The sequence below is a fragment of the Flagellimonas amoyensis genome (genome assembly GCF_003058265.1).
GTDB classification, from domain to species: Bacteria; Bacteroidota; Bacteroidia; order Flavobacteriales; family Flavobacteriaceae; genus Flagellimonas; species Flagellimonas amoyensis.
Genome location: NZ_QBUK01000016.1, coordinates 35,256 through 60,368, shown reverse-complemented (window position 1 = coordinate 60,368; position 25,113 = coordinate 35,256). Strand labels below are relative to the sequence as shown.

Sequence of the window (25,113 nt, the reverse complement as noted above, 5' to 3'; positions counted from 1 at the left end):
TATTTTTAAGGCATGTTTAAGACAGCAGTATAGGATTAGGTACTGGCAAGATAGGTATACTGATTCTTCAAATAAATAAGATGGAAATGGAGGCCACCCAAAGGGTGGTTAACAAAAAGATATAGGCATATGATTAGAAAGAATATAGTTGTAATGGCAGTTTGGGCGCTTCTGCTACCCATGACACACTGCTCCTCTTCTGGGGATAGCGGTACCGATGATACGGGGCAGACCCCGGACGACAACCCTCCTGGGAATAACCCACCTGCCGCCACCAATGATGTGGAGGCTTGGTTGACACTTTCGAACCAGAGCGTGTTGTTAAAAAAACAGGACAAGATTTTGTCTTTTGGGACCACTACCAACACGTTTCCCACCATTACAGTGGACGAATCCTTGACCTATCAGACCATAGATGGCTTTGGATTTACCTTGACAGGAGGCAGCGCAGATGTCATCAATCAATTGAGTGCGGATAAGAAAGCTGGGCTTTTGCAAGAACTTTTTGGTGATTCGCAAAGCAGTATCGGCATAAGTTACCTTCGGATCAGCATTGGTGCTTCCGATCTCAATGAAGCTCCTTTTACCTATAATGACATGCCCGAAGGGGAAACCGATGAAGCTTTGGCCCATTTTAGTCTGGAACCGGATATGGACGGTGTCGTGGCCGTTCTCAAGGAGATTTTGGAAATCAACCCCGATCTGAAAATTATGGGTTCTCCCTGGTCCGCCCCGGTCTGGATGAAGGACAATGGAAGCTTCGTGGGAGGTAGCCTTCAATCACAATATTATGGAGTGTATGCCCAATATTTTGTAAAGTATCTCGAAGCTATGGAAGCCGAAGGGATAGTTTTGGATGCCATCACCATTCAGAACGAACCCATGCATGACGGGAACAATCCCAGTATGTTCATGACTGCTGAAGAACAGTCGGATTTTATCAAAAACCACCTTGGCCCTGCCTTTTCCAGTGCAGGAATCGCCACTAAGATCATCGTGTGGGACCATAATTGCGACAATCCACAATACCCCATCACGGTACTGAGTGATCCGGAAACGAATCCCTATGTGGATGGTTCCGCATTCCACCTGTACAACGGTGACATTAGCGCACTCTCTACCGTACACAATGCGTTTCCTGAAAAGAATCTTTATTTTACAGAACAGTATACCTCTTCGAGCGGCTCTTTTGAAGGAGATTTGAAATGGCATTTAAAAAATGTCATCATTGGGTCCATGCGCAACTGGAGCAAGAATGCGTTGGAATGGAACTTGGCCAACAATGAAAACTTTGGTCCACACACAGATGGCGGGTGCACCGTCTGCAAAGGAGGACTTACCATCAGTTCAGGTGGGAACATTACCAGAAATGTGGGCTACTATATTGTGGCCCATGCCTCCAAATTTGTTCCTTCAGGTTCGGTCCGGGTGGGCTCCAACATACAGGGCGACCTTCAAAATGTGGCCTTTAGGACTCCGGAGGGTCAGATGGTCCTTATCGTGGAAAACGATGGAGCGGCCATTACATCCTTTAATATCAAATACAAAAACCAATGGGTGACCGCAACGCTGGACAGTGGGGCCGTTGCCACGTATATTTGGGAACAATAAAATTCATCGCATGAAAAAATCAATATATTTTTTAGCTCTTTTGATCAATGCCACCGCTTTTGGACAAGGTTTTTTACATACCGATGGACAGAAGATCGTGGATGCTCAAGGGAACAATGTCCTCTTGAGAGGGCTGGGACTCGGTGGGTGGATGGTGCAGGAGGGCTATATGTTGCAAACGGCCAGTTTTGCCGGACCACAACATGCCATCAAACAAAAGATTAAGGAACTCATTGGCAAGAAAAACACCGAAGCCTTTTATGAGGCCTATCTGGCCAACGGGATCACCAAAAGGGATATTGACTCGCTCAAGGCATGGGGTTTCAATTCGGTGCGGTTGCCCATGCACTACAATCTCTACACACCTCCCATTGAGGAAGAACAGAATGGAGGGAATACTTGGTTGGAAAAGGGTTTTTCCATGACGGACGATCTTTTGGAATGGTGCGCGGACAACGAGATGTACCTTATCCTCGACCTTCATGCGGCGCCAGGGGGACAGGGTCACGATGCCAATATTTCCGATTATGACGCCACCAAGCCTTCCCTTTGGGAAAGTGAGGCCAACAAACAGAAGATGATAGCCTTTTGGGAAAAGATGGCCGAACGGTATAAGGACCATCCGTGGATGGGCGGGTATGATATTGTCAATGAGCCCAACTGGAACTTTGAAGGGGAAAACCCAAACGGTTGTGACGAAAAGAACAACGCGCCCCTGCGCCAATTGATGGTGGACATCACAACCGCCATCCGTAAGATCGATACCAACCATATCATTTACATTGAAGGGAACTGCTGGGGCAATAACTACAATGGCATCTTTCCGCTGTGGGACGATAATATGGTCATCAGTTTCCATAAATACTGGAACTTTAATAGCACGGAGTCCATTCAACAGGTATTGGATTATCGCGAGAAGTACAACGCCCCGATTTGGTTGGGGGAAAGTGGGGAAAATTCCAATGTGTGGTTCAAGGATGCACTGACCTTGATGGAATCCCACAACATCGGTTGGGCATTCTGGCCCATGAAAAAGGTGGACAACATAGCCGGGGTCACTTCGGTGACGAAAACCCCCGAATATGAAACGCTATTGGACTACTGGCAAAATGGAGGAAAAAAGCCTACGGTGGCTTTTGCCCAAAAAACCTTGATGCAGTTGGCCGAAAACTACAAAATGGAAAATGTGACCGTCAAGCCCGATGTGATCGATGCCATGTTCCGTCAAGTGCAGACTTTTGAGACCAAGGCCTATAAAGACCATTCGATCCCCGGGCTTATCTATGCCACGGATTATGATATGGGGACCCAGAATTATGCATACAAAGACGCCGATTACATCAATTATCGGGTGAGTACCGGGGAGCAGGGGGCATGGAACAAAGGGCGTAAAATGCGGAATGATGGTGTGGATATCCAAAACTCTTCGGACAGCAAGAGCAATGGCTTTGAGGTTTTTGACATTCAGGATGATGAATGGCTTCTCTTTACCGTGAAGGTCAAAAAATCAGGGACCTATGCCATGGACGTGAGATACGCCAGCATAGAGGGCATGGGCCAACTTCATTTGAAAGTTGATGGTTTTAGCAGTTCTGAATCTGTCCTTTTGCCTGCAACAGAAGGGGCAACTTCCTATAATACAGCAACGCTCTCGGGAATTGATCTGAAAGAAGGGACCCACAAGGTCAAAGTGGTTTTTGAAAAGGGCGGGTTCAATCTCAACTATCTTGAATTTAGTATGCAATAACAATTATCCACCATCGCCGATACTTTTAATATGATAAAGCGATTTTTATGTATTGGGATATTCATACTGCTCCAAGCCTGTAGCGGGAGCGACGGAACCGAAATGGAAATGGACTTGCCTCCTTCCAATTTGAACGTTATCGTTGACATAGTGGGGCAATCCAATGAAAAACCCTATGGCGATGGCGGAGGAAGGGTGAATTTTATGTTTCAGGCCACAAATGCCTCGTTGTATAAGGTACGTATTGAGGACAAAGTGGAGGAATTGACCTCCAACACACTGTCCCATACCTTTTCCAAAGAAGGTACCCATAGTTACAGCATTATTGTGTCGGCCTATAACGGTGGCCAGTTTGTAAGCAAAACAGTAAACATAACAATTTACGTGGAGGAACTTACGGGACTGATTTGGTCCGATGAGTTCAACGAAGGAAGTCTTGACCTTTCCAAATGGAACTATGAGACCGGGACAGGGATCAATGGGAATTGGGGTACGGGTCAATTGGACCGGGCTACGGATCGGGTGGAGAATGTCAGTTTTGCAAATGGAATTGCAGATGCAGATGGGGGATGTCTTGTCATCACCACCCGAAAAGAGACGTATCAGGACAGGGACTACACCAGCGGGCGTATCAATACCAAAGACAAAGGGGCATGGGGACCTGGACATCGGATTGTGGCGAGGGTATTTCCAGCAGGGGTAAAGCACCAAGGGCAGGGATTTGCTTTTTGGATGATGCCCCAAGAAAAACCAGTGACGGTTGATGAGATCATGTGGCCCCAAGGGGGTGAGGTGGACATTATGGAGTATGTGGGCTCCATTCCCTATCATAACTTGGGAACCGTACATTATGCATGGGAATGGCAGAACAATGAGTACCAGGAATGGAATCATGGACATTTAGGGGGCTATTACAGTTACGGGACGCAACAAACCCCTATTCCCGAAGAACCGGGTTATGGCAGTTATCCTCCTCTGAATAACGATCCCAACGCAGGGAGTTCGGGATTTCATGAATATGGTTTGGATTGGTATGATGACCGGATTGAATTCTTCGTGGATGGACACGTATATCATATCCACTATTTAAATGATGGGGGAGGTTTTGTCGTGGACGGTCAGGACCAAAAGAGTGTAAATCAACTAAATGGACGCAGGGTTACGGTTTCTGAATATTCCAATCATTTTGATGAATGGCACCCGTTTGAAAACAATATGTTCCTCATCCTGAGTGCAGGGGTTGGAGGAAGTGATCATACCTATGGTGGCCCGATAGTGCCCGAGGCCCAATTTCCCGCTTCGGTTTATATTGATTGGGTGCGGGTGTATAGATTGTAAAACAGCTAAATCAGCTATTATTCAGTGTTTTATAGTGTCAGTTGACGACCTTGTTTCTGTGGTCGAACCAGTACAAACCAAAGTAAATGATGTCCAAAAAGGCGAAAACCCTGCAAAATCTATGAGATTGCGGGGTTTCCGTGTGTTTGGTATTGCTACCTAGTGACCTCGGCAGGATTCAAACCTGCAACCTTCTGAGCCGTAATCAGATGCGCTATTCAGTTGCGCCACGAGGCCGTTTTAATGGGCTGCAAATATATTTCTTTTTAAATTTACCACAAAACCTTGGCACACAAAAATAATGGACCTTTCCACATACATCCGCGATATACCCAATTTTCCAAAGCCTGGGGTGGTCTTTAAGGACATCACCCCCCTTTTGAAAGACCCCAAGGCCCTACAGTTGGCCACGGAATCCCTTTTACGCTTCACCGCTGATATTAAGGTGGATAAAGTGGTTGGTGTGGACAGTAGGGGGTTTATTTTTGCGCCTTTGCTGGCCCAGAAAATTGGGGCCGGTTTTGTGCCGGTCCGTAAATCGGGAAAACTACCCTTTGATGCCCTTTCCGAGCCCTACGAGTTGGAATATGGTCAAGAAACCCTTCAAATCCATTCAGATGCGATTGAAAAAGGGGAGAAGGTACTGGTTCATGATGATGTTCTGGCCACCGGAGGAACCGCCAAAGCGGTCTGTCGATTGGTGGAACGCCTCGGGGGTGAAGTGGTGCAGTGCAACTTTTTGATACAACTGACCTTCTTGGACGGCGCCAATAAGCTCAACGGATACCCTATCAGGTCATTGCTCCAGTATTAATTCGCGTCCAATGCCCTAGTGGTGACATAGTAGCGCCAGCCTATAAGGGCCAATTGCCACTTGGATGCCTTGGACAGGTCAAGACCCTTTTTGGTGAAAGAGGGAAGAACCGCTTTGTTGATTTTTGCCAGAATCTTGTACAACATGGATTGAGGTGTTGGATTTACCAAATATACTAAACAGTTGCGGTACTATGGAGCCCACCGACCATTGTTACATAAAAACAAGGGTGATCAGGTGGATGAGCAGCATGACGAAAAACTTTACTATTGCGATCATTGTTCGATTGATTTTTAGGTTAAAAAATTAGTGCTGACCGGTTGCATTTTTCGAATATAAAATGATAAGATTCATGTTGCCAAACTTTTAGCCCAGAATCTATACAATTGCATACAAGATTGTAGTCTTTTGAACGAGATGCTCCTTGGAAATAAAACACGTTCCTTGCTTTAAATTATAAAATGTAATTCAAAAATGTAATTGAAGTATTAGATTGTAACTTTTGTAGGGGTATTTTTGGGTGCTTTTTGAAAACCAAGGGAGGTTTCGTTTCCAAAAGGCCATTTTTTGGCCTTTTCGTTTGCTGCAAAAAAAAAAGGAACCACTTTTTTTGAGCGGTTCCTTTCCTTTTTTAGGGATGTTTTTTTCTACTTCTTACCCTTTTTTGTCATAATCTCTATGACCCCATCTTTGGCTTTTTTTCCATATTTCTCAATGGCCATTTCGCCTTTGAGCACATTCATGCTTTCAATATCGCTGGGTGAGATTTTTTGTACGTCTTTGCTGGATACTTTTTTCCCATCTATATAATAGAGCGGTTCGCTGCCTCCATCATTATCGATATAAAGGAAGCTGGCATCTTTTTCGATTACTTCAATATCCTCATCGTCATCAGAGTCCTTGATGATCATGACATGGCTCTTGGCATCCTTGTCCTCCACTTTTCGTATTCTGATTTTTTTGGCGTTATCCCCATCTTCATCGGAGATGAAATGAATGGATGTCTCTTTTTCCATTTCCTTGATTTCGTCGTCACTAAGTTGCTTCCCATTCACAATAATGGTTTTTTTGGCCTTGGAACCATCGACCCTGACAACCGTTTTGTCCGAAGTGGTCCAGGTGACATCATCATCCCCCATTTTGCGGATGTGGACCTTGTTGTGCTTGGCATTGCCAAAAGAGACCAGGTTGGCCTCATCGTCATAAAAGACGGTCAATGGATCTATGGGGCCATCCGAGTTGGAACTGTAATTGCTGCTGAACTTTTCCCCTTTGGAATTTTTGCCGTTCAAGCTCAACGTGATTTCAACAATTTCCTTCTGGTTGTTTCGCACCGCGGTGTAGCTGAAATCGATACCGTCCGTGGACAGGTCTTTTTTCATCTTGTCCAACTCATCGTTGGAAGTGTCCTTGTTGATGATGAGTTCCACGGACTTGTCATCGAAGACGGCCTCTCCATTTTCAGTGTCGGTATATCGATATACCTTTTCCACACTGAAACTGACCAGGAACAGCCCCAATAAAGGCAATACCAGGAAGGTTTTTAACACATTGATTTTTTTGGATTGATTTTGATTTAACATGACTATTCGTTTTTTGATTAATGAATTATAAAAGGAATTTGTGATTTTGAATTGCTGACCGTCCACTGCCTGTTTCAGCATGAGGTACTGGTAGTTTTTTTTGTTGTCCATTTGGCTGATGGTCTCCGAATCGGCCAAGAACTCCAAGTTCTGTTTCACCGCCCTTGCGTAGAGCCACAGCACGGGGTTGAACCATAACACAATTTTCAAGGCTTCCAATAGCAAGATATCCAAGGTGTGGTATTGTCTTGCATGTACCTTTTCGTGTGCTAGGATGGTCCCAAGGTCGTTTGGATTGAACAAGGCCGGGTTGTAAAAAATAGAATTGAAAAAGGAGAAAGGGGAAATCCTTTTTTCCGTTTCCACATGCAAATAGGGATGTTCCCTCCAAGTTTTGGCGTTCTTGGTCAATGAGTGCAGGGAACTCAACTGGATCAGAAATTTCACCAATAGCAGGGTGCATCCTATCAAATAGACGGCCCAGAGCACATTTTCCAGAGTGAATAAGGTCTCTGTAGGAGCTATTTTGGCTGCATTGGAATTGCTTGCCGCATTGATCAGGATAGGTTTGGACGCCACCACGATCCTTTCGATTTTGATCAAGGGAAAGAGGAGGGAGAGGAGTAGGCCTGAAAGTAGGAACAACCGGTTTTCCTTGAAAAAGGTATCCCGTTTCAGGAACAAATGGTAGACCCCTAGAAAAAGTGAGGAGATCAATACCGTTTTTGCAAAGTATAATAGGATGGGTTCCATTATTTTTTCTTTTCGATGAGGTCAATGATTTCTTGGAGTTCCTTTACCGATATCTTTTCCTCATTGGCAAAATGGGAAACCAGACTTTTATAGGAATCGTCATAGTAATCGGCTATGGCAGCGTTGACATACTTTTTGCGGTACTGTTCCTTGGTCACCATGGGGAAATAGCGGTGGGTGTTCCCAAAGGCCTCGTGGCCCACATATCCCTTTTCCTGTAAATTCCTTACGATGGTGGAGAGGGTGTTGTAATGGGGCTTCTCGCCTTCGATTTCTTCCAAAATCTCCTTAACGAAAGCCTTCTTCAACTTCCAGAGGATTTTCATTACTTCCTCTTCCTTATTGGTCAGTTTTTGCATGATCTCAAATAATTACTGGTTCAAACATAATACTAATTCCATAGTTAAACAACTATTTTTATAGTTTGTTAACTAATTTTATAGTTTTTATTCTTTTCCATTGGTTTTGGGTTGATCAAATCTTCCTTTATTTTTACGCAAAACACGATTCTTTGGAAAATCTACTTTATGTTGTCCTAGGGCTGGGCCTTCTCATTGCCGGGGGAAATTGGTTGTTGAAATCGGCAGTGGCCCTATCCCTTAGGTTGTCCATCCCAAAGATCGTGATCGGGATGACGGTGGTCTCCTTTGCCACATCGGCCCCGGAGCTTATTGTGAGTGTGAAAGCGGCTTTGGACGGTTTTCCTGACCTAGCCCTAGCCAATGTGGTGGGGTCCAACATCGCCAACTTGGGACTGGTGCTGGCCATTACCATACTCTTGGGAAGCATAGATGTACGAAAAAGTTTCTATTCCACAGATTGGCCCGTGATGATGGTGGCTTCACTTTTGTTTTGCGGCTTTATCTATTTTGATGGGGTTCTTCAGCAATACGAGGGAATCATCCTTGTGTCCTGCCTATTTCTCTTTTTGGTGTACCTACTTAGGTTCCAACAAACCGCCGTGGTGGATGAAAAACCGGAAGATGATGTCCCACTACCTTTATATAAAACGGTGTTGTTGCTGGGTATTGGGGGAACAGCGCTTTGGGGTGGATCGGAACTGCTGATCAGTGGTGCCGTGGGTATGGCCTCCGCTTTTGGAGTCAGTGACCGGATCATTGGCATCACCGTCGTTTCGGTAGGGACCAGCGTTCCGGAATTGGCGGCCTCCGTGATTGCAGTGCTTAAAAAGGAAAAGGCCATTTCCTTGGGTAATTTAATTGGGTCCAATATTTTTAACCTATTGGCTGTTTTGGGGATAACGGCCATGATCACACCTATAAATGTAGTGGATAAGGGATTGCTCTACAACGATATCTTTTGGATGTTGGGCATCTCCTTTTTGATATTGCCCTTGGTGTTCTTTCCCAAAGGTTTGCGCTTGGGGTGGAGGGACGGCCTGGTACTTTTGGCCATCTATATCACCTTTGTCTATTTTACTGTTAAATAAAAAACCGCCCCCTTGGTCGGGACGGTTTTTCATCTATAATCAACAACTAATTTATTCGCTACCAGTTATATCTTTGCAGATTTTACTGTTTTGATGATTCTGGCAGCTATTTTGTATGGATCACCATTGGAAGCAGGTCTTCTATCTTCCAACCATCCTTTCCATCCTTTTTTCACAGTGGCCAAAGGAATACGAATGGAAGCTCCACGGTCTGAAATGCCATAGCTGAAATCATTGATGGATGCGGTTTCGTGCTTACCTGTCAAACGTTGATCGTTGAACTCACCATAAACCTCAATGTGTTCTTTGACAACAGGTCTGAAAGCTTCGCAAATTTTCTCGTAAACCTCTTTGGAACCAGCGGTACGCAAAGTGGTATTGGAGAAGTTGGCGTGCATACCGGAACCGTTCCAGTCCATATCCTTACCAAGTGGTTTTGGGTGGTACTCAATATAGTATCCGTAAGATTCGGTCAATCTTTGCAATAAGTATCTGGCTACCCAGATTTCGTCACCAGCTTTTTTGGCACCCTTGGCGAACAATTGGAACTCCCACTGTCCACAGGCAACCTCTTGGTTGATTCCCTCAAAATTTAGTCCGGCAGCTATACAAAGGTCAGCATGCTCTTCAACAAGGGCCCTTCCGTGAGTGTTTTTGCCACCAACGGAGCAATAGTACATTCCTTGAGGTGCGGGATAACCACCAACAGGGAAACCTAATGGTAGTTGTGTAGCCGTGTCCATAATGAAATACTCTTGTTCAAAACCGAACCAGAAATCGTCATCTTCGTCATCAATGGTGGCCCTGCCGTTGGAAACGTGTGGGGTGCCATCAGCATTCATAACCTCGCACATTACCAAATAACCATCTTTTCTAGCTGGGTCGGGATAGATGGAAACGGGAACCAACAAACAGTCGGAAGATCCACCTTCAGCTTGTTGTGTGGATGACCCATCGAAAGACCAGTTGTCAAGCTCTTCCAAGGTCCCTTTAAAATTGTCATGATTTTCAACTTTGGTCTTACTTCTTATGTTTTGAGTTGGGTAGTACCCATCCAACCAAAGGTATTCTAATTTAATCTTGCTCATAATTCTGGTAGTTATTTGTTCTCAAATTCATGATTGACAAAAATAGTTTTTTCAATGAATAATATACATTTTGAAGGGGTAAAATCACAAACTGAATCTTATTATTTATATAACCCCATATTTTGGGTAGGGTTGACTAAAAAAAAAGTATTTTTTCAAGGATTTATTATTAAATTGTTAATTGTAGCTTTGCCGAATCAATACTATTCAAGATGCCAAAAACTAGATTTCAGGCCTTGGCCGAAAGCCGCAACAGGAAGCACACATCCATGAGTGAGGAAGGGAAACGTTCCGAGCTGTTCGGGAAAAATGTTTTCAACGAGGACAAGATGCTCCAGTTCCTGACAAGGGAAGCTTTTGACAATGTCAAATCCGCCATTTTTCAGGGCAATAAGATCGATCGTAAAATTGCCGACCAAGTCGCCGAAGGGATGAAGGCATGGGCCTTGAGTATGGGCGCCACGCACTATACCCACTGGTTCCAACCTCTTACGGGCGCCACGGCCGAAAAGCACGACGCCTTTTTCGATATCCTTCCCGATGGAAGGGGGATGGAAAAGTTCGGAGGGGCACAATTGGTACAGCAAGAACCCGACGCATCCAGTTTTCCAAGCGGAGGGATCCGAAACACTTTTGAGGCCCGGGGCTATACCGCTTGGGACCCCACTTCACCGGCATTCATTTATAAGACGACCCTTTGTATCCCTACCATATTTGTGGCCTATACCGGGGAGGCCCTGGACAACAAGGCACCTCTGTTACGCGCACTGTATGCGGTTGACCAAGCGGCCACCGGAGTGGCACAGTATTTTGACAAAAACGTAAGGAAGGTCTATGCCACCTTGGGCTGGGAGCAGGAATATTTTTTGGTGGACAAGGCGTTGGCAAAATCCCGTTTGGACCTCTCCATGACGGGCAGGACCTTAGTGGGAAATTTTTCTGCGAAGGGCCAACAGTTGGACGACCATTATTTTGGAGTGATACCGCCTCGTGTATTGAGTTTTATGAGTGACCTGGAAAAGGAATGTACCAAATTGGGCATTCCGGTCAAGACCCGACATAATGAAGTGGCTCCCAACCAGTTTGAACTGGCACCTGTGTTCGAGGAAGCCAACCTTTCCGTGGACCACAACCTATTGCTCATGGACGTGATGGAAGAGATTGCGGACCGCCATCATTTTTCAGTGTTGTTCCATGAAAAGCCCTTTGCGGGAATCAACGGTTCTGGAAAGCACAACAACTGGTCCTTGGCCACCGACACCGGGGTGAACCTGCTCAGCCCGGGGAGCACGCCCATGAAGAACCTTCAATTTTTGACCTTTTTCGTCAATACCATAAAAGCAGTGGACACCTATGAGGAGCTTTTGCGTGCCTCCATAGCCTCTGCAAGCAACGACCATAGATTGGGGGCCAATGAGGCCCCACCGTCCATCCTTTCCATTTTTATTGGAAAACAATTGAGCAATGTATTGGATGAGCTGGAAGGGGTTTCCAAAGGAAAACTCTCGCCAGAGGAAAAAACGGAGCTCAAACTCAACGTGGTGGGCAAAATCCCGGAAATCCTTTTGGACAACACCGACAGGAACCGTACATCACCTTTTGCCTTCACGGGGAACAAATTTGAAATGAGGGGGGTGGGCGCAAAGACCAATTGTGCCAAACCCATGACCATTCTGAACACCATCATGGCCAAGCAGCTCACCGATTTTAAAAAGGAGGTGGATGTGCTGATTGATAAAAAGAGCCTGAAAAAGGACGAAGCTGTTTTCAATGTGCTGCGCGAATATATAAAGACCTCCAAGCGCATTCGTTTTGAGGGCGATGGGTATGGCATGGAATGGCAGGAGGAGGCCAGAAGACGCAAACTGAGCAACAACAAGAATACCCCGGAGGCCTTACAGGTGATCACTTCCAAGGAGAGCATGGAGCTCTTCAAGGAAATGGGCGTGATGAACGAAGTGGAACTCAGGGCCCACCAAGAAGTGGAACTGGGAGCCTATATTTTTCATATCCAGATTGAAGGAAGGGTACTCGGGGAAATGGTCTATAACCACATTATCCCTGCCGCTATCCGATACCAAAATATTTTGTTGAAAAACGTAAGCGGGCTGAAGGAAGTCTATGGCGCGGCCCACAAAAATGTGGCCGAAAGCCAATTGAACATCCTGGAGCAGGTAGGGGAACACATTGTCCAGATCAAAAAGCTGACGGATGAGATGATCGATGCCAGAAAACGGGCCAATGGAATGGCCATGAGCAATAAAAAGGCACAGGCCTATTGCAACAATGTAAAGCCGTATTTTGACAAGATCAGGGAACAGTCCGATAAATTGGAAAAGCTTATAGCGGACGATCTATGGCCTTTCACCAAGTACAGGGAATTGCTGTTTGCCAAATAGGAACAGCTCCAAAAGATGAAAACCACGGAAGGCCTATCGATTAATTGATGGCTTTCCGTTATTTTTGCCCAAACCCATTTTTATGTCATCCGACACCAGTAAAAGATATGCCCAGAGAGGGGTTTCCGCTTCCAAGGAAGATGTGCACAGTGCCATCAAGAACATAGACAAAGGACTTTTTCCCAAGGCTTTTTGCAAAATTGTCCCCGATCATCTCACCGGTAGTGCAGACCATTGTCTTGTGATGCATGCCGATGGCGCCGGGACCAAATCATCCTTGGCCTACATGTACTGGAAGGAAACGGGCGACCTGTCCGTTTGGAAAGGGATTGCCCAAGATGCGTTGATCATGAACGTGGACGACCTAATTTGTGTCGGTGCTACCGACAATATTATGCTTTCCTCGACCATCGGAAGGAACAAGAACCTGATTCCCGGTGAAGTCATTTCGGCCATCATCAACGGGACGGAGGCATTGATCTCCGATCTGGACAAACATGGGATCACCATCCATTCCACAGGCGGGGAAACTGCCGATGTGGGCGATTTGGTACGGACCATAATCGTGGACTCCACGGTTACTGCCCGAATGAAAAGGAGCCAAGTGATCGATAATGCCAATATCTCCGCTGGGGATGTCATCGTGGGTCTCGCTTCCTATGGAAAAGCCACTTACGAGACCGAATATAACGGTGGGATGGGCAGTAATGGACTTACCTCTGCCAGGCATGATGTCTTTGGAAAATATTTGGCCCAAAAATATCCTGAAAGTTATGATGCCTCCGTTCCTGAGGAGTTGGTATATTCAGGCCAGACCACATTGACGGATGCTGTCCCGGGTGCTCCCTTGGATGCAGGAAAATTGGTGCTCTCGCCGACTAGGACCTATGCGCCCATCATCAAAAAAATACTGGAAAGCTATTCCTCCAAGGAAATCCACGGAATGGTACATTGTAGCGGGGGAGCACAGACCAAGATCCTCCACTTTGTGGACAATCTCCATATCATCAAAGACCATATGTTTCCCGTGCCACCGCTGTTCCAATTGATCCAAGAGCAATCCGGTACCGATTGGAAGGAAATGTACCAAGTGTTCAATTGTGGACACCGAATGGAACTCTATGTGAATGAGAAGGTTGCTGAGGATATCATCAGGATTTCAAAAAGTTTTGAGGTAGATGCCCAGATCATAGGTAGGGTGGAACCATCGGAAACCAAAAAGCTGACCATCCAGAGTGAGCACGGTAAGTTTCAATATTAGCATACGATTCGCCCCAGTTTAGCGTTCTTATTTATAAACCTTATGCTATGGAAAGGAAGGATTTTCTAAGAAGTCTGGGTGCAGGTGCTGCATTTGCCCTTACTTTTCCCTGTTTACAAGGCTGTTCCAAGGATCAAGTCGATGGAAATATTGAAGAAGTGCCCACGGGTGTGGACTTTACGGTGGACCTCACCTCCCAAGAAGGACAGCCCTTATCTACAAATGGTGGGTTTATCTTGAAGAACCTGGTCGTTGTGGCCAGAAACCTTCAAGGGGAGTATGTGGCGGCCAGCCAGGTATGCAGCCATGAATCCTATGACCAAGTCCGATTCGTGAACCAGGATGGGGGTATTTTCTATTGCGATGTCCACGGATCCCGTTTTGGGCAGGATGGAACCCCGTTGAACCAAGTGGACAGTAAGCCGGCACGTGCCCTGAAAGTGTTCAATACCGAACTTGATGGGTCCATACTCCGGATCTTTGAGTAATTTGTAGCCCCCAATCTTATGAAACGATTCTTGACCTTCATCTTTTTAGTGAGTCTTGGTGCCCTTCATGCACAGGAGTGGCAGGACAGTTATGCCAGTGCACTGGATAAGGCTAATACGGCGGACAAGCCCATTGTTTTGGTGTTTTCCGGTTCGGATTGGTGCGCTCCCTGCATCCGCTTGAAAAAAAGTATTCTGGATTCTGAGGAATTCAAGATCTATGCTTCCGAAAATTACGTGCTGTACAATGCCGATTTTCCCCGAAAAAAGCAAAACCAGCTCGCCGAAGAAAAATCGGGTGTAAACAAAACGCTGGCTGAAAAATACAATCCCAAAGGATACTTTCCCTTGATCGTGGTCTTGGACAAGAACGAATCTGTTTTGGGGGAAACAGGGTTCAACCCCAGACTTACCCCAGAAAAATATATTGCACTCCTCAACAAATTCGTAAAATGAAAGCGGTCTTTGTTTTTTTGTGCAGCCTTTCCTGTCTGTTGTCCTTGGGGCAATTGGGGCAGAAGGATGTCACTGTGAAAAAGACGCTCAAGTTGATGGGGACCCGTTTTGAGGTCACCGTGGTGGCCCCGAACGAGGAAATAGGTTATATCAACATAGATGAGGCCGTTTCCGAGATCCAACGCATTGAAAAAATCATCTCCTCTTGGGATAAAAACTCAGAGACTTCGCTCGTCAACAAAAATGCAGGGATAAAGCCTATCAAGGTAAGCCCTGAGCTTTATGGTCTTATCGAACGTTCCATACGGATCTCCGAGATTACCGAAGGCGCCTTCGACATCACGTATGCATCCATGGACAACATCTGGAAGTTTGATGGCACTATGGAAACTGCACCCAAGGAAGAGGATATCCAAAGAGCCGTGAAAAAGATCGGATATCAAAAAATTGTATTGGACCCAAAGGACCAGACCGTGTTCTTGCCGGAACCGGGCATGTGTATTGGGTTTGGGGCCATTGGGAAAGGTTATGCTGCCGATAAGGCCAAAGAACTTATGGTTTCCAAGGAGGTGAAAGGAGGCATCATCAATGCATCCGGCGACCTGACCACTTGGGGGACCAAGGTGACAGGGGAGAAGTGGCTGGTGGGTATCGCCAATCCGTTGAGCAAGGACAAGGTGTTCAGTTGGTTGCCCGTCATCGAATCCTCGGTGGCCACATCGGGCAATTATGAAAAGTTCATCACCCTGAACGGAAAAAAATATTCCCATATCATCGACCCTAGGACAGGATACCCCACAACGGGGATCAACAGCGTGTCCATTTTTGCCAAGCAGGCAGAACTTTGTGACGCCCTCGCCACGGCAGTTTTCATCATGGGAAGGGACGTTGGCCTGCACATGATCAACCAGATGGATGGGGTAGAGGCCGTGGTCGTGGATTCGGACAATAAAATTCACAAGAGTTCAGGTATCATATTCGACATGAATCCGTAAATTTAGACCATGGTCAAAGCGATTTTTTTTCTCTTGGTATTGCTCCTTTCAAGTTCCTGTGTGGCCGTGCGCGAGTACGACAAGGCCTACCTGAACGATGCAGAGATGCAATTGGGGGCCAGGGCCAGCGAACGTTTTGAGACCAATTTCCACATCTATCGAGAAGCATCTGCAGGAGCCAATGGAGGCAAAACAGGGGGCGGTTGTGGCTGTAATTAAATGCTACGGGACACTATGAAACATTGCATCAAAAGATCAGGAGTCGCCAAAAGGACACTGTTCTGTTCTGGATTGCTCTTCCTTTGCTGTATGGCAGCCCGTGCGCAACAGACAGATACTTCATACCAAAAACGTGTTTTGGAGACCAGCGAGGTCGATCTCTTGTTCAGTTATTACAAGCAGGATGGACAAAATGCCGCAGTGACAGGTGGGGAGGGGACCGAAGAGTTGACCGATGCCACTTCCAGCATTGTGCTACGGATGCCCATGAACGAAAGTGATATCCTGACGGTGGATGTGGGGCTTTCGGCCTATACTTCCGCTTCTTCCAGTAATGTGAACCCGTTGGACGGTGGACTCAGTGTATCCCCATTTGATGCTTCTTCCGGGGAATCCCGAAAAGACCTTTTGACCTACATCAATCCCAGCTATCAGCACAGTTCCGATGACAGGAATTCCATCTGGAGCGCCAATGCCTATTTTTCCACCGAGTACGATTATCTGTCCCTTGGTTTTGGGGGCAGCTATACCCGTCTGTTCAACGAGAAGAACACCGAACTGACCCTGAGCGGCCGCGTGTTTTTGGACAAGTGGAACCCGCAATATCCCATTGAACTGCGTGAAGGTTTTTTTGATGATAGGATCACAGGGAACGGTACCTATAACCCCATTTTTTCGGAATTTGAAAAGGAGAACAGAAACTCCTATTCACTTTCGTTAAGCTTTTCACAGATCATGGGCAAAAAATTGCAAGGTGCCCTTTTCATGGATCTTGTTTCCCAGAACGGATTGTTGAGTACCCCGTTCCAGCGTGTCTATTTTGCGGATTTTGAAGATTTTTATATTGATGATTTCCAATTGGCGGACAATGTGGAGCAATTGCCGGACAGTAGGTTCAAAATACCCTTCGGTGGCAGGCTGAACTATTATCTGAACGATCTGGTGGTGTTGCGTACCTACTACCGTTTCTATTGGGACGATTGGGGAATTACCTCCCATACGGCCAGTTTGGAGGTGCCTTTCAAGGTCACGGACAAGTTCACCCTATATCCCACCTACCGCTACTATACCCAGACCGCGGCCGATTATTTTTATCCCAAGGAAGAAGCCTTGTCCACGGATGTCTACTATACTTCAGACTATGACCTATCGGATTACAATGCGCATCAATATGGGATGGGCGTGCAGTACAGGGATATTTTTGCCTCGGCCAAAGTGTTCAGTTTTGGTCTGAAGACCATCGACCTCCGTTTTAGCCAATACGACCGGAGCGATGGCCTCAACGCTTTTATCTTTACCCTCGGGACAACTTTTGTGGGGAACTGACCCAATTTTGTTGGAAAGGAATCCAACTAAAAAATCGTAAATTCGCATCCCTAAGTAAGATTGATCTATGCTTGACAAACTCAATATAGTAAAGCAACGTTTCGATGAGATTTCCGATCTGATCATACAGCCCGATGTGATTTCGGACCAGCAGCGGTACATCAAATTGAACAAAGAATACAAGGACCTGAAAGTGCTTGCCGAAAAACGAGAGGACTATGTGGCCCTTACCCATAACATCAATGAGGCCGAAGAGATTTTAACCGATGGCAGTGATCCCGAAATGGTGGAAATGGCCAAGATGCAGCTCGATGAGGCCAAGAGTGCCCTGCCGAAGCTGGAAGAGGAGATCAAGTTCCTGTTGATTCCCAAAGACCCGGAAGATGCCAAGGATGTTGTGATGGAGATCAGGGCCGGGACCGGTGGCGACGAGGCCAGTATCTTTGCAGGGGACCTGTTCCGGATGTACACCAAGTACTGTGAGTCCAAAGGTTGGAGGACCAACGTTATCGATTTGAGCGAAGGGACCAGTGGCGGATACAAGGAAATCCATTTTGAGGTCACGGGAGAGGATGTGTATGGCACCTTGAAATTTGAAGCAGGGGTGCACCGCGTACAGCGGGTGCCACAGACGGAGACCCAAGGTAGGGTGCATACCAGTGCAGCGACTGTGATGGTGATTCCCGAAGCAGAGGAATTTGATGTGCAGATAGACCCAAAAGAGGTCCGCATCGATTATTTCTGTTCGTCAGGACCTGGAGGACAATCGGTGAACACCACCTATTCTGCGGTACGTTTGACACACCTTCCCACAGGGATTGTGGCCCAGTGTCAGGACGAAAAATCCCAGCACAAGAATAAGGACAAGGCCTTTAAGGTACTTCGTTCGCGTTTGTACGATATGGAATTGGCCAAGAGACAGGCCGAGGATGCTGCCAAGCGAAACTCGCAAGTCAGCAGTGGGGACCGTTCGGCCAAGATCCGGACATACAACTATCCGCAGGGAAGGGTCACCGATCACAGGATCGGTCTTACCCTGTATGACCTGCAAAATATCATGAACGGCGATGTCCAAAAAATAATCGATGAGCTGATGTTGGTGGAGAACACCGAAAAACTGAAAGAGGCTTCGGAGATTTTTTAAACTTTTTATTGACTGGTCTTGTATGTCAGTTCGAGCGCAGTCGAGAACCTTTTGAAATGAAGATAGAACACCTAGTTTCCCAGATCCGTCAGAAAAAATCGTTTCTCTGTGTTGGTCTGGACACGGATTTGGATAAGATTCCAGCGCATTTATTGGACGACGAAGATCCCATTTTTGCTTTCAACAAGGCCATCATCGATGCCACACATCCCTACTGCGTGGCCTACAAGCCAAACATTGCCTTCTATGAGGCCTATGGGTTGAAGGGATGGAAATCCTTGGAGCGTACCATGGAATACCTGAACAGCAACCATCCGGAAATATTCACGATAGCCGATGCCAAGCGGGGTGATATTGGAAACACTTCCACGCGCTACGCAAAGGCCTTTTTTGGGACGATGGACTTTGACTCCATTACCATTGCCCCCTACATGGGCAGGGATTCCGTGGAGCCTTTTTTGGAATTTGAGGACAGGCACACCATTTTGTTGGCGCTGACCTCCAACCAAGGCGCGTTCGATTTCCAGACCCAAAAAGTGGGAGATAGGGAACTGTACAAAGAAGTTCTGGCCACTTCAAAAACTTATAAGGGTTCGGAAAGGTTGATGTATGTGGTCGGGGCGACCAAGGCATCTTTCTTGAAAGAAATCCGGGAAATAGTGCCAGAGCACTTTTTATTGGTCCCAGGCGTCGGGGCGCAAGGAGGAAGTCTACAGGAAGTCTGTACCTACGGAATCACCAAGGACATAGGACTTTTGATCAATTCCTCGCGCGGCATATTGTATGCCTCGAACAGGCATGATTTTGCGCAAGTTGCTGCGGAAAAGGCAAAGGAAATCCAAGAAGAAATGGAGTTGGAGCTGGCCAAATTGCCGTAAGGCTCAACCTAGACTTTCCAAAGTCCTTTTGATGCTCTGAGCTTTCCTTTTGAAAAATTCGCCAAGGTGCATATCGGCCTGTGATACATTGGCCGCTTTTTCAACGAAGTTGTTGTACATTACTTCCAGAACATAGATTGCCTGGTTTCCGCTGGTGATCGGGGTAACTGCCCCTACTTTGCAATATTGATTGTCCATTGTTCCCAAGATTTGTTATACCAAAGATACGTCCAAATCAAGCTTGTGGATTATGGCCTTTTAGGGTATATGACTAGAAATCAGGTATTTTATCTAAATTTTAACGAAACAGGGCATTTCAAAGGCCTTTTGGACCCTTTTTTAGATTAAAATTAACGTCTGTCCAACGACCATCCGCTGTCTCCCAAAAACGCATTTGGAAGATACGAACGAGGACAATTTAGGGAAACAAAAAAACCGGTGTGGCCCACCGGTTTTTTAAACTAACTAACTCAAAAAAATGCTAACTCAGATAACTAACTCGTTGCAAAATTCCTGTTTAACCTTCAGCAAGAGGTTAATTTAACTTTAGGAATATGTTATACTTGTTCTCTTTTGTTGAGTTAATAACGGGCTTATTTTTCACTTATTGCATTATTGTGAAAAAATTAGCATTAATCCTGAAGGGAAAACACCCTTTTTAACAAATCCGTTGTTCTTGATGAAGCTTTTGTCCGTATTTCCTTTTCTTCCAAAGCGATCATGGTATACACGCCTTCTAAGGCTTCATTGGTCGTATAATCCGTCAGGTCGGGATTCACATCATTGGTGAGCGGAAGATTATTGTACTTGGTGATGATGTTGCTCCAGATCTTGTCCGCCCCCACTTTTTGGAACGAATTTTTGATGATTGGGTTAAACTTCCCATACAACTGCGTTTTTGTGGACCGCTCGAGATATTGTGTGGCGGCATTATCGGCGCCCAACAAAATCTGTTTGGCATCGTTGAACGTGATTCCTTTCACGGCATCCACAAAAATAGGTGTAGCCTCTCCAACAGCATCCTCGGCCGCACGGTTGATGATTTTGAGCCCCTCATCGGCCAAACTTCCCAAACCTACGTCCCTCAAGGTCTTGTCCACTTTTTGAAGTTCTTCAGGGAGAAGGATCTTGACCAGTTCGTTCCTGAAAAAACCATTCTCGTTGGCCAGTTTGTTCACTTGTTTTTCAATGCCCATGTTCAGGGCCTCGCGTAGCCCTTGGGCTATTTCGGCATTTCCGATTCCTGTGCCTCCTTGCGGTAGTTGGTTGACCACCTGTTGGAGTTCCGTACATCCCACCAATTGGAAGACCAATAGGCATAGCAGTGTTCGTTTCATGATATTCTTTTTATAGTTGGGATGAAATTACTGCGAAAAAATATAAGGGGACGGATGGGATGGATGGTTTTTTCCTTTTTTCTGGAAAAAGGAATATGGAAATGCTACTGAACCTCTCAGTTTTATTTAGAATCGGGGCACCTTGAACACGCCTTCGGTAATGGTCACCGATCCGACCAGTTCCACGGTCCCGCCGCTGGTATCATACCAAGTAAGGGTTCCCGAAAATGAACCACTGATATGGGAATCCGTAATTTCCGTAAAACGTACTGTGGCCAGCTCATAGAGCGGTGTCGCGGTGATGTTCATGCCCGCACTGTAGAGATTGCCCACTGCATCAAAATAACCCATGGTGAAGAGCGAATCAGGTGTACTGTCACCCTGTCCTTCAATGTTGGTGTACGATATACCAGTGGTGAAATTATTGGAATCGCCCAAGAAAATAGTGAGCCTATTGGTCAACGTGGTTTCAAAAATATCATCTATCCCCGCTATGTTGATGGCGTACAGGCCAGATGCGGTGTCATGATCTAGGATTCCCGTGAGATTGATCTGTGTATCTGGGGTATACTCATAGGACACTTGAACCCCATCGACCTTGAAACTGAAATAAAACTCACCTGCGGTATTGTCCGGTCCATCATCACTTTTGGAACAGCCCAATAGGCACAGACTGAAAAGTAGAAGCAGTAAGATGCGCTTAGTGGTTTTTTTCATGGGTCGATTTTTATTGTGGATCTATTTTGCAGTTTTCCTTGTACTCTTTATCCACCAGTTGTTTGAATTTTGCGAGCTCGTTCGATTTCCGGTACTTGGCTTCCAATTCGTCCATCAGCTCCTCCCTAGAGGGGTCAATGGTGCCAAATCCACCTTTAAAGGCATCTTGCATGGTCTCACATTGTAGCTCGGCAAATTTCTTGGCATCACTTTCCATGGAACTTCCACAGGAAAACAGAAGGACGGCAAACGATGCGGTCATCAAAAGGAATGGTCTGGATTTCATATAGTTGTGTTTTAGTTAGGGTTGATGGTTGCTTTTTTCATTTTTGTCCATAAAGTACCCAACGGCACCACCGATTAGGGCAAATACAACAATGCTCAGCAGCACATTGAAGACAATGTCCCATCCATTGCCCACAAACCGATCGTATTCATCGACCATGGAGACGAAATTCCTCAGGTAGCTGAACATTCCGCTGTTGCCACCATAATTCTGAATGATGGTCGATTGAAAATAGTAGCTCAACGGGATGCCCAACAAGGCCCCCAGCAGCCCAAAGGTGACCATTTTCCCCTTCTTCTTGTTGAAGACTAGATACAACCCTATGTAGGCGATGATTCCCAATGGGATAAAAATCAGGGTAAGTATGATGAGGGCCACCCTGACCCCGACCGGAGGCACTTTAAAGGTGTTGGCAACAGTACTGCAGACCCCTAAAAGGGATTTTTCGGGACGGGTGAAAAAGTGGATGATGGTTTCCTTATCCATTTTGTGAGGTTTGGTTTTATGGTTTCGAAATTAGAGGAACCCGTGCACCTTTAAAACCTATACTGATCCTGTGGTGGTGTATTTTTATTTTGTGTAGGGGAGCGTTTATTTTTTGCTAAAATGTGTACATTCATGATTCCTTGACAATCGACCAAACCATTGCTCCTATGAAGCGCTTATTGTGCATGCTTTCTTTTGTTGCCATCAGCCCATATGTCGCTGCACAACAGTTTCAACGGGAATTGGACTCGCTCTCACAATTGATGGAAACCCAATCGGTCACGGACACGGCAACGGTCGACCTGAGAAACCACTATACCAAACAGGCCCTTTTTGCAAATCCTTCGGACACCACATTGCTGGACTTCGCCGAAAAGACCCTTGAAATTTCACAAAAAATGGGGTATGGTAGGGGAACCATGCTTGCCTATGAGCGTATGGCCCTGATCTACCAATATTCCTTTTCCAACCCGTATAAGGCCCAGGAATTCTACCATAAGGCACTGTCATTGATGGAAGAGGATAAAAAATTACAGCCCTACGGTTGGAGTATCTATGGCGGCATTGGCACCCTTTACTATGAGCAGGAAGAATATGGAAAGGCCCTGGACTTTTTCAAACGCGTTTTGAAGCACGATAAGAACCTTGAACTGACTGCCACGGCAAACATGGCCAACATTTATGGCTCCATCAACCAGTTGGATTCTGCCATTCTCTATTACAACAAGGCTTTGAGTTTGGAGCAAGTAAAGAGCAACCCTACCTATAAGGCCAATCTCCACAGCAACCTTTCGTTGATCTACGGGCAGGACGGCCAAGTGGATTCCGCACTGGTCTCGGCGGAGAAAAGCATGGCCCTGATCGACGATTATGGAATCGAATTTGTCCGGCCCACGGCCTACGCCAATGCGTCCATGGCCTATCTGGGCAACAACGATTACGAATTGGCCGAAAAGTATGCAAAGCTGTCTTTGGAACTGAGCGATGCGCAGGGAAACCTGTTTCTTCAAAAATCGGCTTGGGGAACACTGGCCGATGTGTATGCCGCCAAAGGGGATTTTTCCGATGCCCTGGAAGCCTATAAAAAATTCTCGGTACTGAAAGACAGTCTCAACGGACAGAACAGAAGGGTGGAGATCAACCGAAAGCAACTGGAATTTGATTTTGAAAAGGAACGGACCGTCACCAAGGCAGAGATTGAACGACAGACCACCCTTAAAAGAGCGACCTTGTTGGGTGGTGGTGGGCTTCTTCTGGCCTCCATCTTTGGTTTTATGCTGTACAAACGCCGAAGGGATGCCGTCGAACAAAAAAAGGAGGCCGAATTCAGGGCCATGGTCTCCGATACCGAACTCAAGGCACTCAGGGCCCAAATGAACCCCCATTTCATCTTCAATTCCCTTAATTCCATTGGGGACTATATCCTTAAAAACGATACGGGTACGGCCATGGAATACCTCACTAAGTTTGCCAAATTGATGCGGATGGTGCTCGAGAACTCGGAATTCAAGGAAATCCCTTTGGAGGATGACCTGAAGTTCCTCGAGCTCTACCTTCAGGTCGAGGCCAAAAGACAACCTGGTCGCTTTACCTATGGAATAACCGTGGAAGAGGGCCTCGACGTACAAAATATATTGGTGCCGCCACTGCTGTTGCAGCCGTTTATAGAGAACAGTATTTGGCATGGGTTTGCCCAAAAAAGTGAGCAGGGACACATTTCCATTGGCATTGCCAAACAAGGGGATATGCTCTTGTGCACAGTGGATGATGATGGAATGGGTTGGCAAGCGGAAAGTGGCGTACCGACCACAAAAAAATCGTTCGGGGTGGCCATTACCGAAAGCAGGTTGGAAATTTTGAATACACAGAAGAATGCCGAGGGCAAATTGAACATTACCCACAAAGGCCGTGACAAGGGTACACGTGTGGAAGTGAGCCTGCCCTTGGAGACCATTTTTTAATAGACCATGAATAAGATGACCATAGCCATAATCGATGACGAACAGCACTGCATAGACCATTTGGTCCACCTGCTCCAACCGCATATGGATCATGTGGAAATCGTCAGTTTCAGTACAGTGGACCAGGCCATAAAAGGGGTGGATTCCCTACGTCCCGACATTGTTTTTTTGGATGTGCAGCTTCATGACAACACCGGTTTTGACTTTCTTTCATCCGTATCGTATCGTGATTTTAGCCTCATTTTCACCACGGCCTATGAAAAATATGCCATCGAGGCCTTCAAGTTTTCGGCCATCGCCTATCTGTTGAAACCCGTGGACCGGGACGATTTTGAATTTGCCTTCCAAAAAGCAATGGACAAAACGGAACAAGCCCAACTCCATGAACGGATCAATGTCTTGCTGTCCAATGTTTCCAAAGGAAACAGTCCAAAAAGAATCAGTGTTCCACATAAAGAAGGCTATGTTTTTCTTCTGGTAGACCATGTAGTGAGGTGCCAGGCCGATGTGAACTATACCCACATCTATACTTCGGATGGGAAAAAATACACCGCTTCCAAAACCTTGAAACATTTTGAGCAGTTATTGGCTGGACATCAATTTTTCAGAACACACAATTCGCACCTGATCAATCTGGGTTTTGTGACCTCTTACCATAAAAATGGGTATGCCGTTCTTTCCGATGGCGCCAAGATCGAGGTTTCCACACGGAGAAGGGATGCCTTCATCAAAGCGTGTGCGGAGGTTTGATCTAAAATATACATACAGTCATCAGG

The 25,113-nt window shown here is 46.1% G+C and carries 25 protein-coding genes and 1 tRNA gene; 16 read left to right on the top strand and 10 right to left on the bottom strand.

Translation table 11 applies throughout. The features are described 5' to 3' along the window. Positions 1-129 precede the first annotated feature (129 nt). From DB398_RS18040 to DB398_RS18030, 3 genes are read left to right on the top strand one after another with little or no spacing between them, the layout of a single operon-like run. Positions 130-1,611 (top strand): glycoside hydrolase family 30 protein, encoded by a 1,482-nt coding sequence (locus tag DB398_RS18040; protein ID WP_234416374.1) that lies wholly within the window; start codon positions 130-132, stop codon positions 1,609-1,611. A 10-nt stretch (positions 1,612-1,621) separates the two neighbouring features. Next, positions 1,622-3,358, top strand: a complete 1,737-nt coding sequence (locus DB398_RS18035; RefSeq protein ID WP_108425855.1) for a cellulase family glycosylhydrolase — start codon at positions 1,622-1,624, stop codon at positions 3,356-3,358. A gap of 30 nt (positions 3,359-3,388) precedes the next feature. Then, positions 3,389-4,696, top strand: a complete 1,308-nt coding sequence (locus tag DB398_RS18030) for a glycoside hydrolase family 16 protein (RefSeq protein WP_199913437.1) — start codon at positions 3,389-3,391, stop codon at positions 4,694-4,696. A 163-nt stretch (positions 4,697-4,859) separates the two neighbouring features. On the opposite strand, the gene DB398_RS18025 is transcribed toward DB398_RS18030, so the two are convergent. Then, a tRNA-Arg gene (locus DB398_RS18025) sits at positions 4,860-4,933 on the bottom strand. Positions 4,934-4,997: 64 nt separating this feature from the next. Here DB398_RS18025 and DB398_RS18020 point away from each other — a divergent pair. Continuing rightward, positions 4,998-5,510 carry an adenine phosphoribosyltransferase gene (locus tag DB398_RS18020; protein ID WP_108425854.1) on the top strand — a complete coding sequence of 171 codons (513 nt, stop codon included), beginning with the start codon at positions 4,998-5,000 and terminating at the stop codon, positions 5,508-5,510. Here DB398_RS18020 and DB398_RS18015 read toward each other — a convergent pair. The 3 genes from DB398_RS18015 to DB398_RS18005 form a co-directional block, all read right to left on the bottom strand. Then, positions 5,507-5,656 carry an SsrA-binding protein gene (locus DB398_RS18015; protein WP_108425853.1) on the bottom strand — a complete coding sequence of 50 codons (150 nt, stop codon included), beginning with the start codon at positions 5,654-5,656 and terminating at the stop codon, positions 5,507-5,509. The two genes, DB398_RS18020 and DB398_RS18015, sit on opposite strands and share 4 nt — an antisense overlap. Positions 5,657-6,157: 501 nt before the next feature. Further along, positions 6,158-7,846, bottom strand: coding sequence for a M56 family metallopeptidase (locus DB398_RS18010; RefSeq protein WP_108425852.1), 1,689 nt, complete (start codon positions 7,844-7,846; stop codon positions 6,158-6,160). Beyond that, on the bottom strand, positions 7,846-8,205 hold the full coding sequence (locus tag DB398_RS18005; RefSeq protein ID WP_108425851.1) for a BlaI/MecI/CopY family transcriptional regulator: 360 nt from the start codon (positions 8,203-8,205) through the stop codon (positions 7,846-7,848). Before DB398_RS18005 ends, DB398_RS18010 begins: the two co-directional genes overlap by 1 nt. Positions 8,206-8,357: 152 nt before the next feature. Between DB398_RS18005 and DB398_RS18000 the strand changes: the two genes are divergently transcribed. After that, positions 8,358-9,296, top strand: a complete 939-nt coding sequence (locus tag DB398_RS18000; RefSeq protein ID WP_108425850.1) for a calcium/sodium antiporter — start codon at positions 8,358-8,360, stop codon at positions 9,294-9,296. Between the two features lie 65 nt (positions 9,297-9,361). Here DB398_RS18000 and DB398_RS17995 read toward each other — a convergent pair whose 3' ends face one another. Further along, positions 9,362-10,384 (bottom strand): glutamine synthetase beta-grasp domain-containing protein, encoded by a 1,023-nt coding sequence (locus tag DB398_RS17995; protein ID WP_108425849.1) that lies wholly within the window; start codon positions 10,382-10,384, stop codon positions 9,362-9,364. 212 nt (positions 10,385-10,596) lie between these two features. On the opposite strand from DB398_RS17995, the gene DB398_RS17990 reads away from it, so the two are divergent. The 9 genes from DB398_RS17990 to pyrF all read left to right on the top strand — a co-directional run bounded on the left by DB398_RS17990 (position 10,597) and on the right by pyrF (position 19,550). Next, complete coding sequence (locus DB398_RS17990) at positions 10,597-12,783, top strand: glutamine synthetase III family protein (RefSeq protein WP_108425848.1); 2,187 nt, start codon at positions 10,597-10,599, stop codon at positions 12,781-12,783. Between the two features lie 82 nt (positions 12,784-12,865). Further along, entirely contained in the window at positions 12,866-14,044 is a 1,179-nt protein-coding gene (locus tag DB398_RS17985; protein WP_108425847.1) for an AIR synthase related protein, read from the top strand. A 47-nt stretch (positions 14,045-14,091) separates the two neighbouring features. Continuing rightward, complete coding sequence (locus DB398_RS17980; protein WP_108425846.1) at positions 14,092-14,532, top strand: QcrA and Rieske domain-containing protein; 441 nt, start codon at positions 14,092-14,094, stop codon at positions 14,530-14,532. Between the two features lie 18 nt (positions 14,533-14,550). Then, positions 14,551-14,988, top strand: coding sequence for a thioredoxin family protein (locus tag DB398_RS17975; protein WP_108425845.1), 438 nt, complete (start codon positions 14,551-14,553; stop codon positions 14,986-14,988). After that, complete coding sequence (locus DB398_RS17970) at positions 14,985-15,983, top strand: FAD:protein FMN transferase (protein WP_108425844.1); 999 nt, start codon at positions 14,985-14,987, stop codon at positions 15,981-15,983. Before DB398_RS17975 ends, DB398_RS17970 begins: the two co-directional genes overlap by 4 nt. A gap of 9 nt (positions 15,984-15,992) precedes the next feature. Then, the gene (locus DB398_RS17965; protein ID WP_108425843.1) at positions 15,993-16,202 is read left to right on the top strand and encodes a DUF4266 domain-containing protein; all 210 of its coding nucleotides are present in this window, start codon (positions 15,993-15,995) and stop codon (positions 16,200-16,202) included. A 15-nt stretch (positions 16,203-16,217) separates the two neighbouring features. Beyond that, positions 16,218-17,528: a DUF3570 domain-containing protein gene (locus DB398_RS17960; RefSeq protein ID WP_108425842.1), complete on the top strand. Its 1,311-nt coding sequence runs from the start codon at positions 16,218-16,220 to the stop codon at positions 17,526-17,528. A 67-nt stretch (positions 17,529-17,595) separates the two neighbouring features. Next, positions 17,596-18,672 carry a peptide chain release factor 1 gene (gene prfA, locus DB398_RS17955; protein ID WP_108425841.1) on the top strand — a complete coding sequence of 359 codons (1,077 nt, stop codon included), beginning with the start codon at positions 17,596-17,598 and terminating at the stop codon, positions 18,670-18,672. A gap of 56 nt (positions 18,673-18,728) precedes the next feature. Continuing rightward, positions 18,729-19,550, top strand: coding sequence for an orotidine-5'-phosphate decarboxylase (gene pyrF, locus DB398_RS17950; RefSeq protein ID WP_108425840.1), 822 nt, complete (start codon positions 18,729-18,731; stop codon positions 19,548-19,550). 3 nt (positions 19,551-19,553) lie between these two features. Here pyrF and DB398_RS17945 read toward each other — a convergent pair whose 3' ends face one another. The 5 genes from DB398_RS17945 to DB398_RS17925 all read right to left on the bottom strand — a co-directional run bounded on the left by DB398_RS17945 (position 19,554) and on the right by DB398_RS17925 (position 22,376). Further along, a complete protein-coding gene (locus tag DB398_RS17945) occupies positions 19,554-19,748 on the bottom strand; it encodes a hypothetical protein (RefSeq protein WP_108425839.1) in 195 nt (64 codons plus the stop codon). 434 nt (positions 19,749-20,182) lie between these two features. Next, complete coding sequence (locus DB398_RS17940) at positions 20,183-20,887, bottom strand: DUF4197 domain-containing protein (RefSeq protein ID WP_072879342.1); 705 nt, start codon at positions 20,885-20,887, stop codon at positions 20,183-20,185. Between the two features lie 126 nt (positions 20,888-21,013). After that, positions 21,014-21,604, bottom strand: coding sequence for a hypothetical protein (locus DB398_RS17935; RefSeq protein ID WP_159076489.1), 591 nt, complete (start codon positions 21,602-21,604; stop codon positions 21,014-21,016). A 10-nt stretch (positions 21,605-21,614) separates the two neighbouring features. Beyond that, positions 21,615-21,890: a hypothetical protein gene (locus DB398_RS17930; RefSeq protein ID WP_159076488.1), complete on the bottom strand. Its 276-nt coding sequence runs from the start codon at positions 21,888-21,890 to the stop codon at positions 21,615-21,617. A 15-nt stretch (positions 21,891-21,905) separates the two neighbouring features. After that, positions 21,906-22,376, bottom strand: a complete 471-nt coding sequence (locus DB398_RS17925; RefSeq protein ID WP_108425836.1) for a PspC domain-containing protein — start codon at positions 22,374-22,376, stop codon at positions 21,906-21,908. A gap of 167 nt (positions 22,377-22,543) precedes the next feature. Between DB398_RS17925 and DB398_RS17920 the strand changes: the two genes are divergently transcribed. Beyond that, positions 22,544-24,337: a tetratricopeptide repeat-containing sensor histidine kinase gene (locus tag DB398_RS17920; protein WP_159076487.1), complete on the top strand. Its 1,794-nt coding sequence runs from the start codon at positions 22,544-22,546 to the stop codon at positions 24,335-24,337. A gap of 15 nt (positions 24,338-24,352) precedes the next feature. Further along, positions 24,353-25,087: a LytR/AlgR family response regulator transcription factor gene (locus DB398_RS17915; RefSeq protein WP_159076486.1), complete on the top strand. Its 735-nt coding sequence runs from the start codon at positions 24,353-24,355 to the stop codon at positions 25,085-25,087. The last annotated feature ends 26 nt before the right edge of the window (positions 25,088-25,113 follow it).

Bases quoted from the DNA above. Each gene is read 5' to 3' on its own strand.
- DB398_RS18040 (WP_234416374.1), top strand. From the start codon at position 130: ATGATTAGAAAGAATATAGTTGTAATGGCAGTTTGGGCGCTTCTGCTA.
- DB398_RS18035 (WP_108425855.1), top strand. From the start codon at position 1,622: ATGAAAAAATCAATATATTTTTTAGCTCTTTTGATCAATGCCACCGCT.
- DB398_RS18030 (WP_199913437.1), top strand. From the start codon at position 3,389: ATGATAAAGCGATTTTTATGTATTGGGATATTCATACTGCTCCAAGCC.
- DB398_RS18020 (WP_108425854.1), top strand. From the start codon at position 4,998: ATGGACCTTTCCACATACATCCGCGATATACCCAATTTTCCAAAGCCT.
- DB398_RS18015 (WP_108425853.1), bottom strand. From the start codon at position 5,656: ATGTTGTACAAGATTCTGGCAAAAATCAACAAAGCGGTTCTTCCCTCT.
- DB398_RS18010 (WP_108425852.1), bottom strand. From the start codon at position 7,846: ATGGAACCCATCCTATTATACTTTGCAAAAACGGTATTGATCTCCTCA.
- DB398_RS18005 (WP_108425851.1), bottom strand. From the start codon at position 8,205: ATGCAAAAACTGACCAATAAGGAAGAGGAAGTAATGAAAATCCTCTGG.
- DB398_RS17995 (WP_108425849.1), bottom strand. From the start codon at position 10,384: ATGAGCAAGATTAAATTAGAATACCTTTGGTTGGATGGGTACTACCCA.
- DB398_RS17990 (WP_108425848.1), top strand. From the start codon at position 10,597: ATGCCAAAAACTAGATTTCAGGCCTTGGCCGAAAGCCGCAACAGGAAG.
- DB398_RS17985 (WP_108425847.1), top strand. From the start codon at position 12,866: ATGTCATCCGACACCAGTAAAAGATATGCCCAGAGAGGGGTTTCCGCT.
- DB398_RS17980 (WP_108425846.1), top strand. From the start codon at position 14,092: ATGGAAAGGAAGGATTTTCTAAGAAGTCTGGGTGCAGGTGCTGCATTT.
- DB398_RS17975 (WP_108425845.1), top strand. From the start codon at position 14,551: ATGAAACGATTCTTGACCTTCATCTTTTTAGTGAGTCTTGGTGCCCTT.
- DB398_RS17970 (WP_108425844.1), top strand. From the start codon at position 14,985: ATGAAAGCGGTCTTTGTTTTTTTGTGCAGCCTTTCCTGTCTGTTGTCC.
- DB398_RS17965 (WP_108425843.1), top strand. From the start codon at position 15,993: ATGGTCAAAGCGATTTTTTTTCTCTTGGTATTGCTCCTTTCAAGTTCC.
- DB398_RS17960 (WP_108425842.1), top strand. From the start codon at position 16,218: ATGAAACATTGCATCAAAAGATCAGGAGTCGCCAAAAGGACACTGTTC.
- prfA (WP_108425841.1), top strand. From the start codon at position 17,596: ATGCTTGACAAACTCAATATAGTAAAGCAACGTTTCGATGAGATTTCC.
- pyrF (WP_108425840.1), top strand. From the start codon at position 18,729: ATGAAGATAGAACACCTAGTTTCCCAGATCCGTCAGAAAAAATCGTTT.
- DB398_RS17945 (WP_108425839.1), bottom strand. From the start codon at position 19,748: ATGGACAATCAATATTGCAAAGTAGGGGCAGTTACCCCGATCACCAGC.
- DB398_RS17940 (WP_072879342.1), bottom strand. From the start codon at position 20,887: ATGAAACGAACACTGCTATGCCTATTGGTCTTCCAATTGGTGGGATGT.
- DB398_RS17935 (WP_159076489.1), bottom strand. From the start codon at position 21,604: ATGAAAAAAACCACTAAGCGCATCTTACTGCTTCTACTTTTCAGTCTG.
- DB398_RS17930 (WP_159076488.1), bottom strand. From the start codon at position 21,890: ATGAAATCCAGACCATTCCTTTTGATGACCGCATCGTTTGCCGTCCTT.
- DB398_RS17925 (WP_108425836.1), bottom strand. From the start codon at position 22,376: ATGGATAAGGAAACCATCATCCACTTTTTCACCCGTCCCGAAAAATCC.
- DB398_RS17920 (WP_159076487.1), top strand. From the start codon at position 22,544: ATGAAGCGCTTATTGTGCATGCTTTCTTTTGTTGCCATCAGCCCATAT.
- DB398_RS17915 (WP_159076486.1), top strand. From the start codon at position 24,353: ATGACCATAGCCATAATCGATGACGAACAGCACTGCATAGACCATTTG.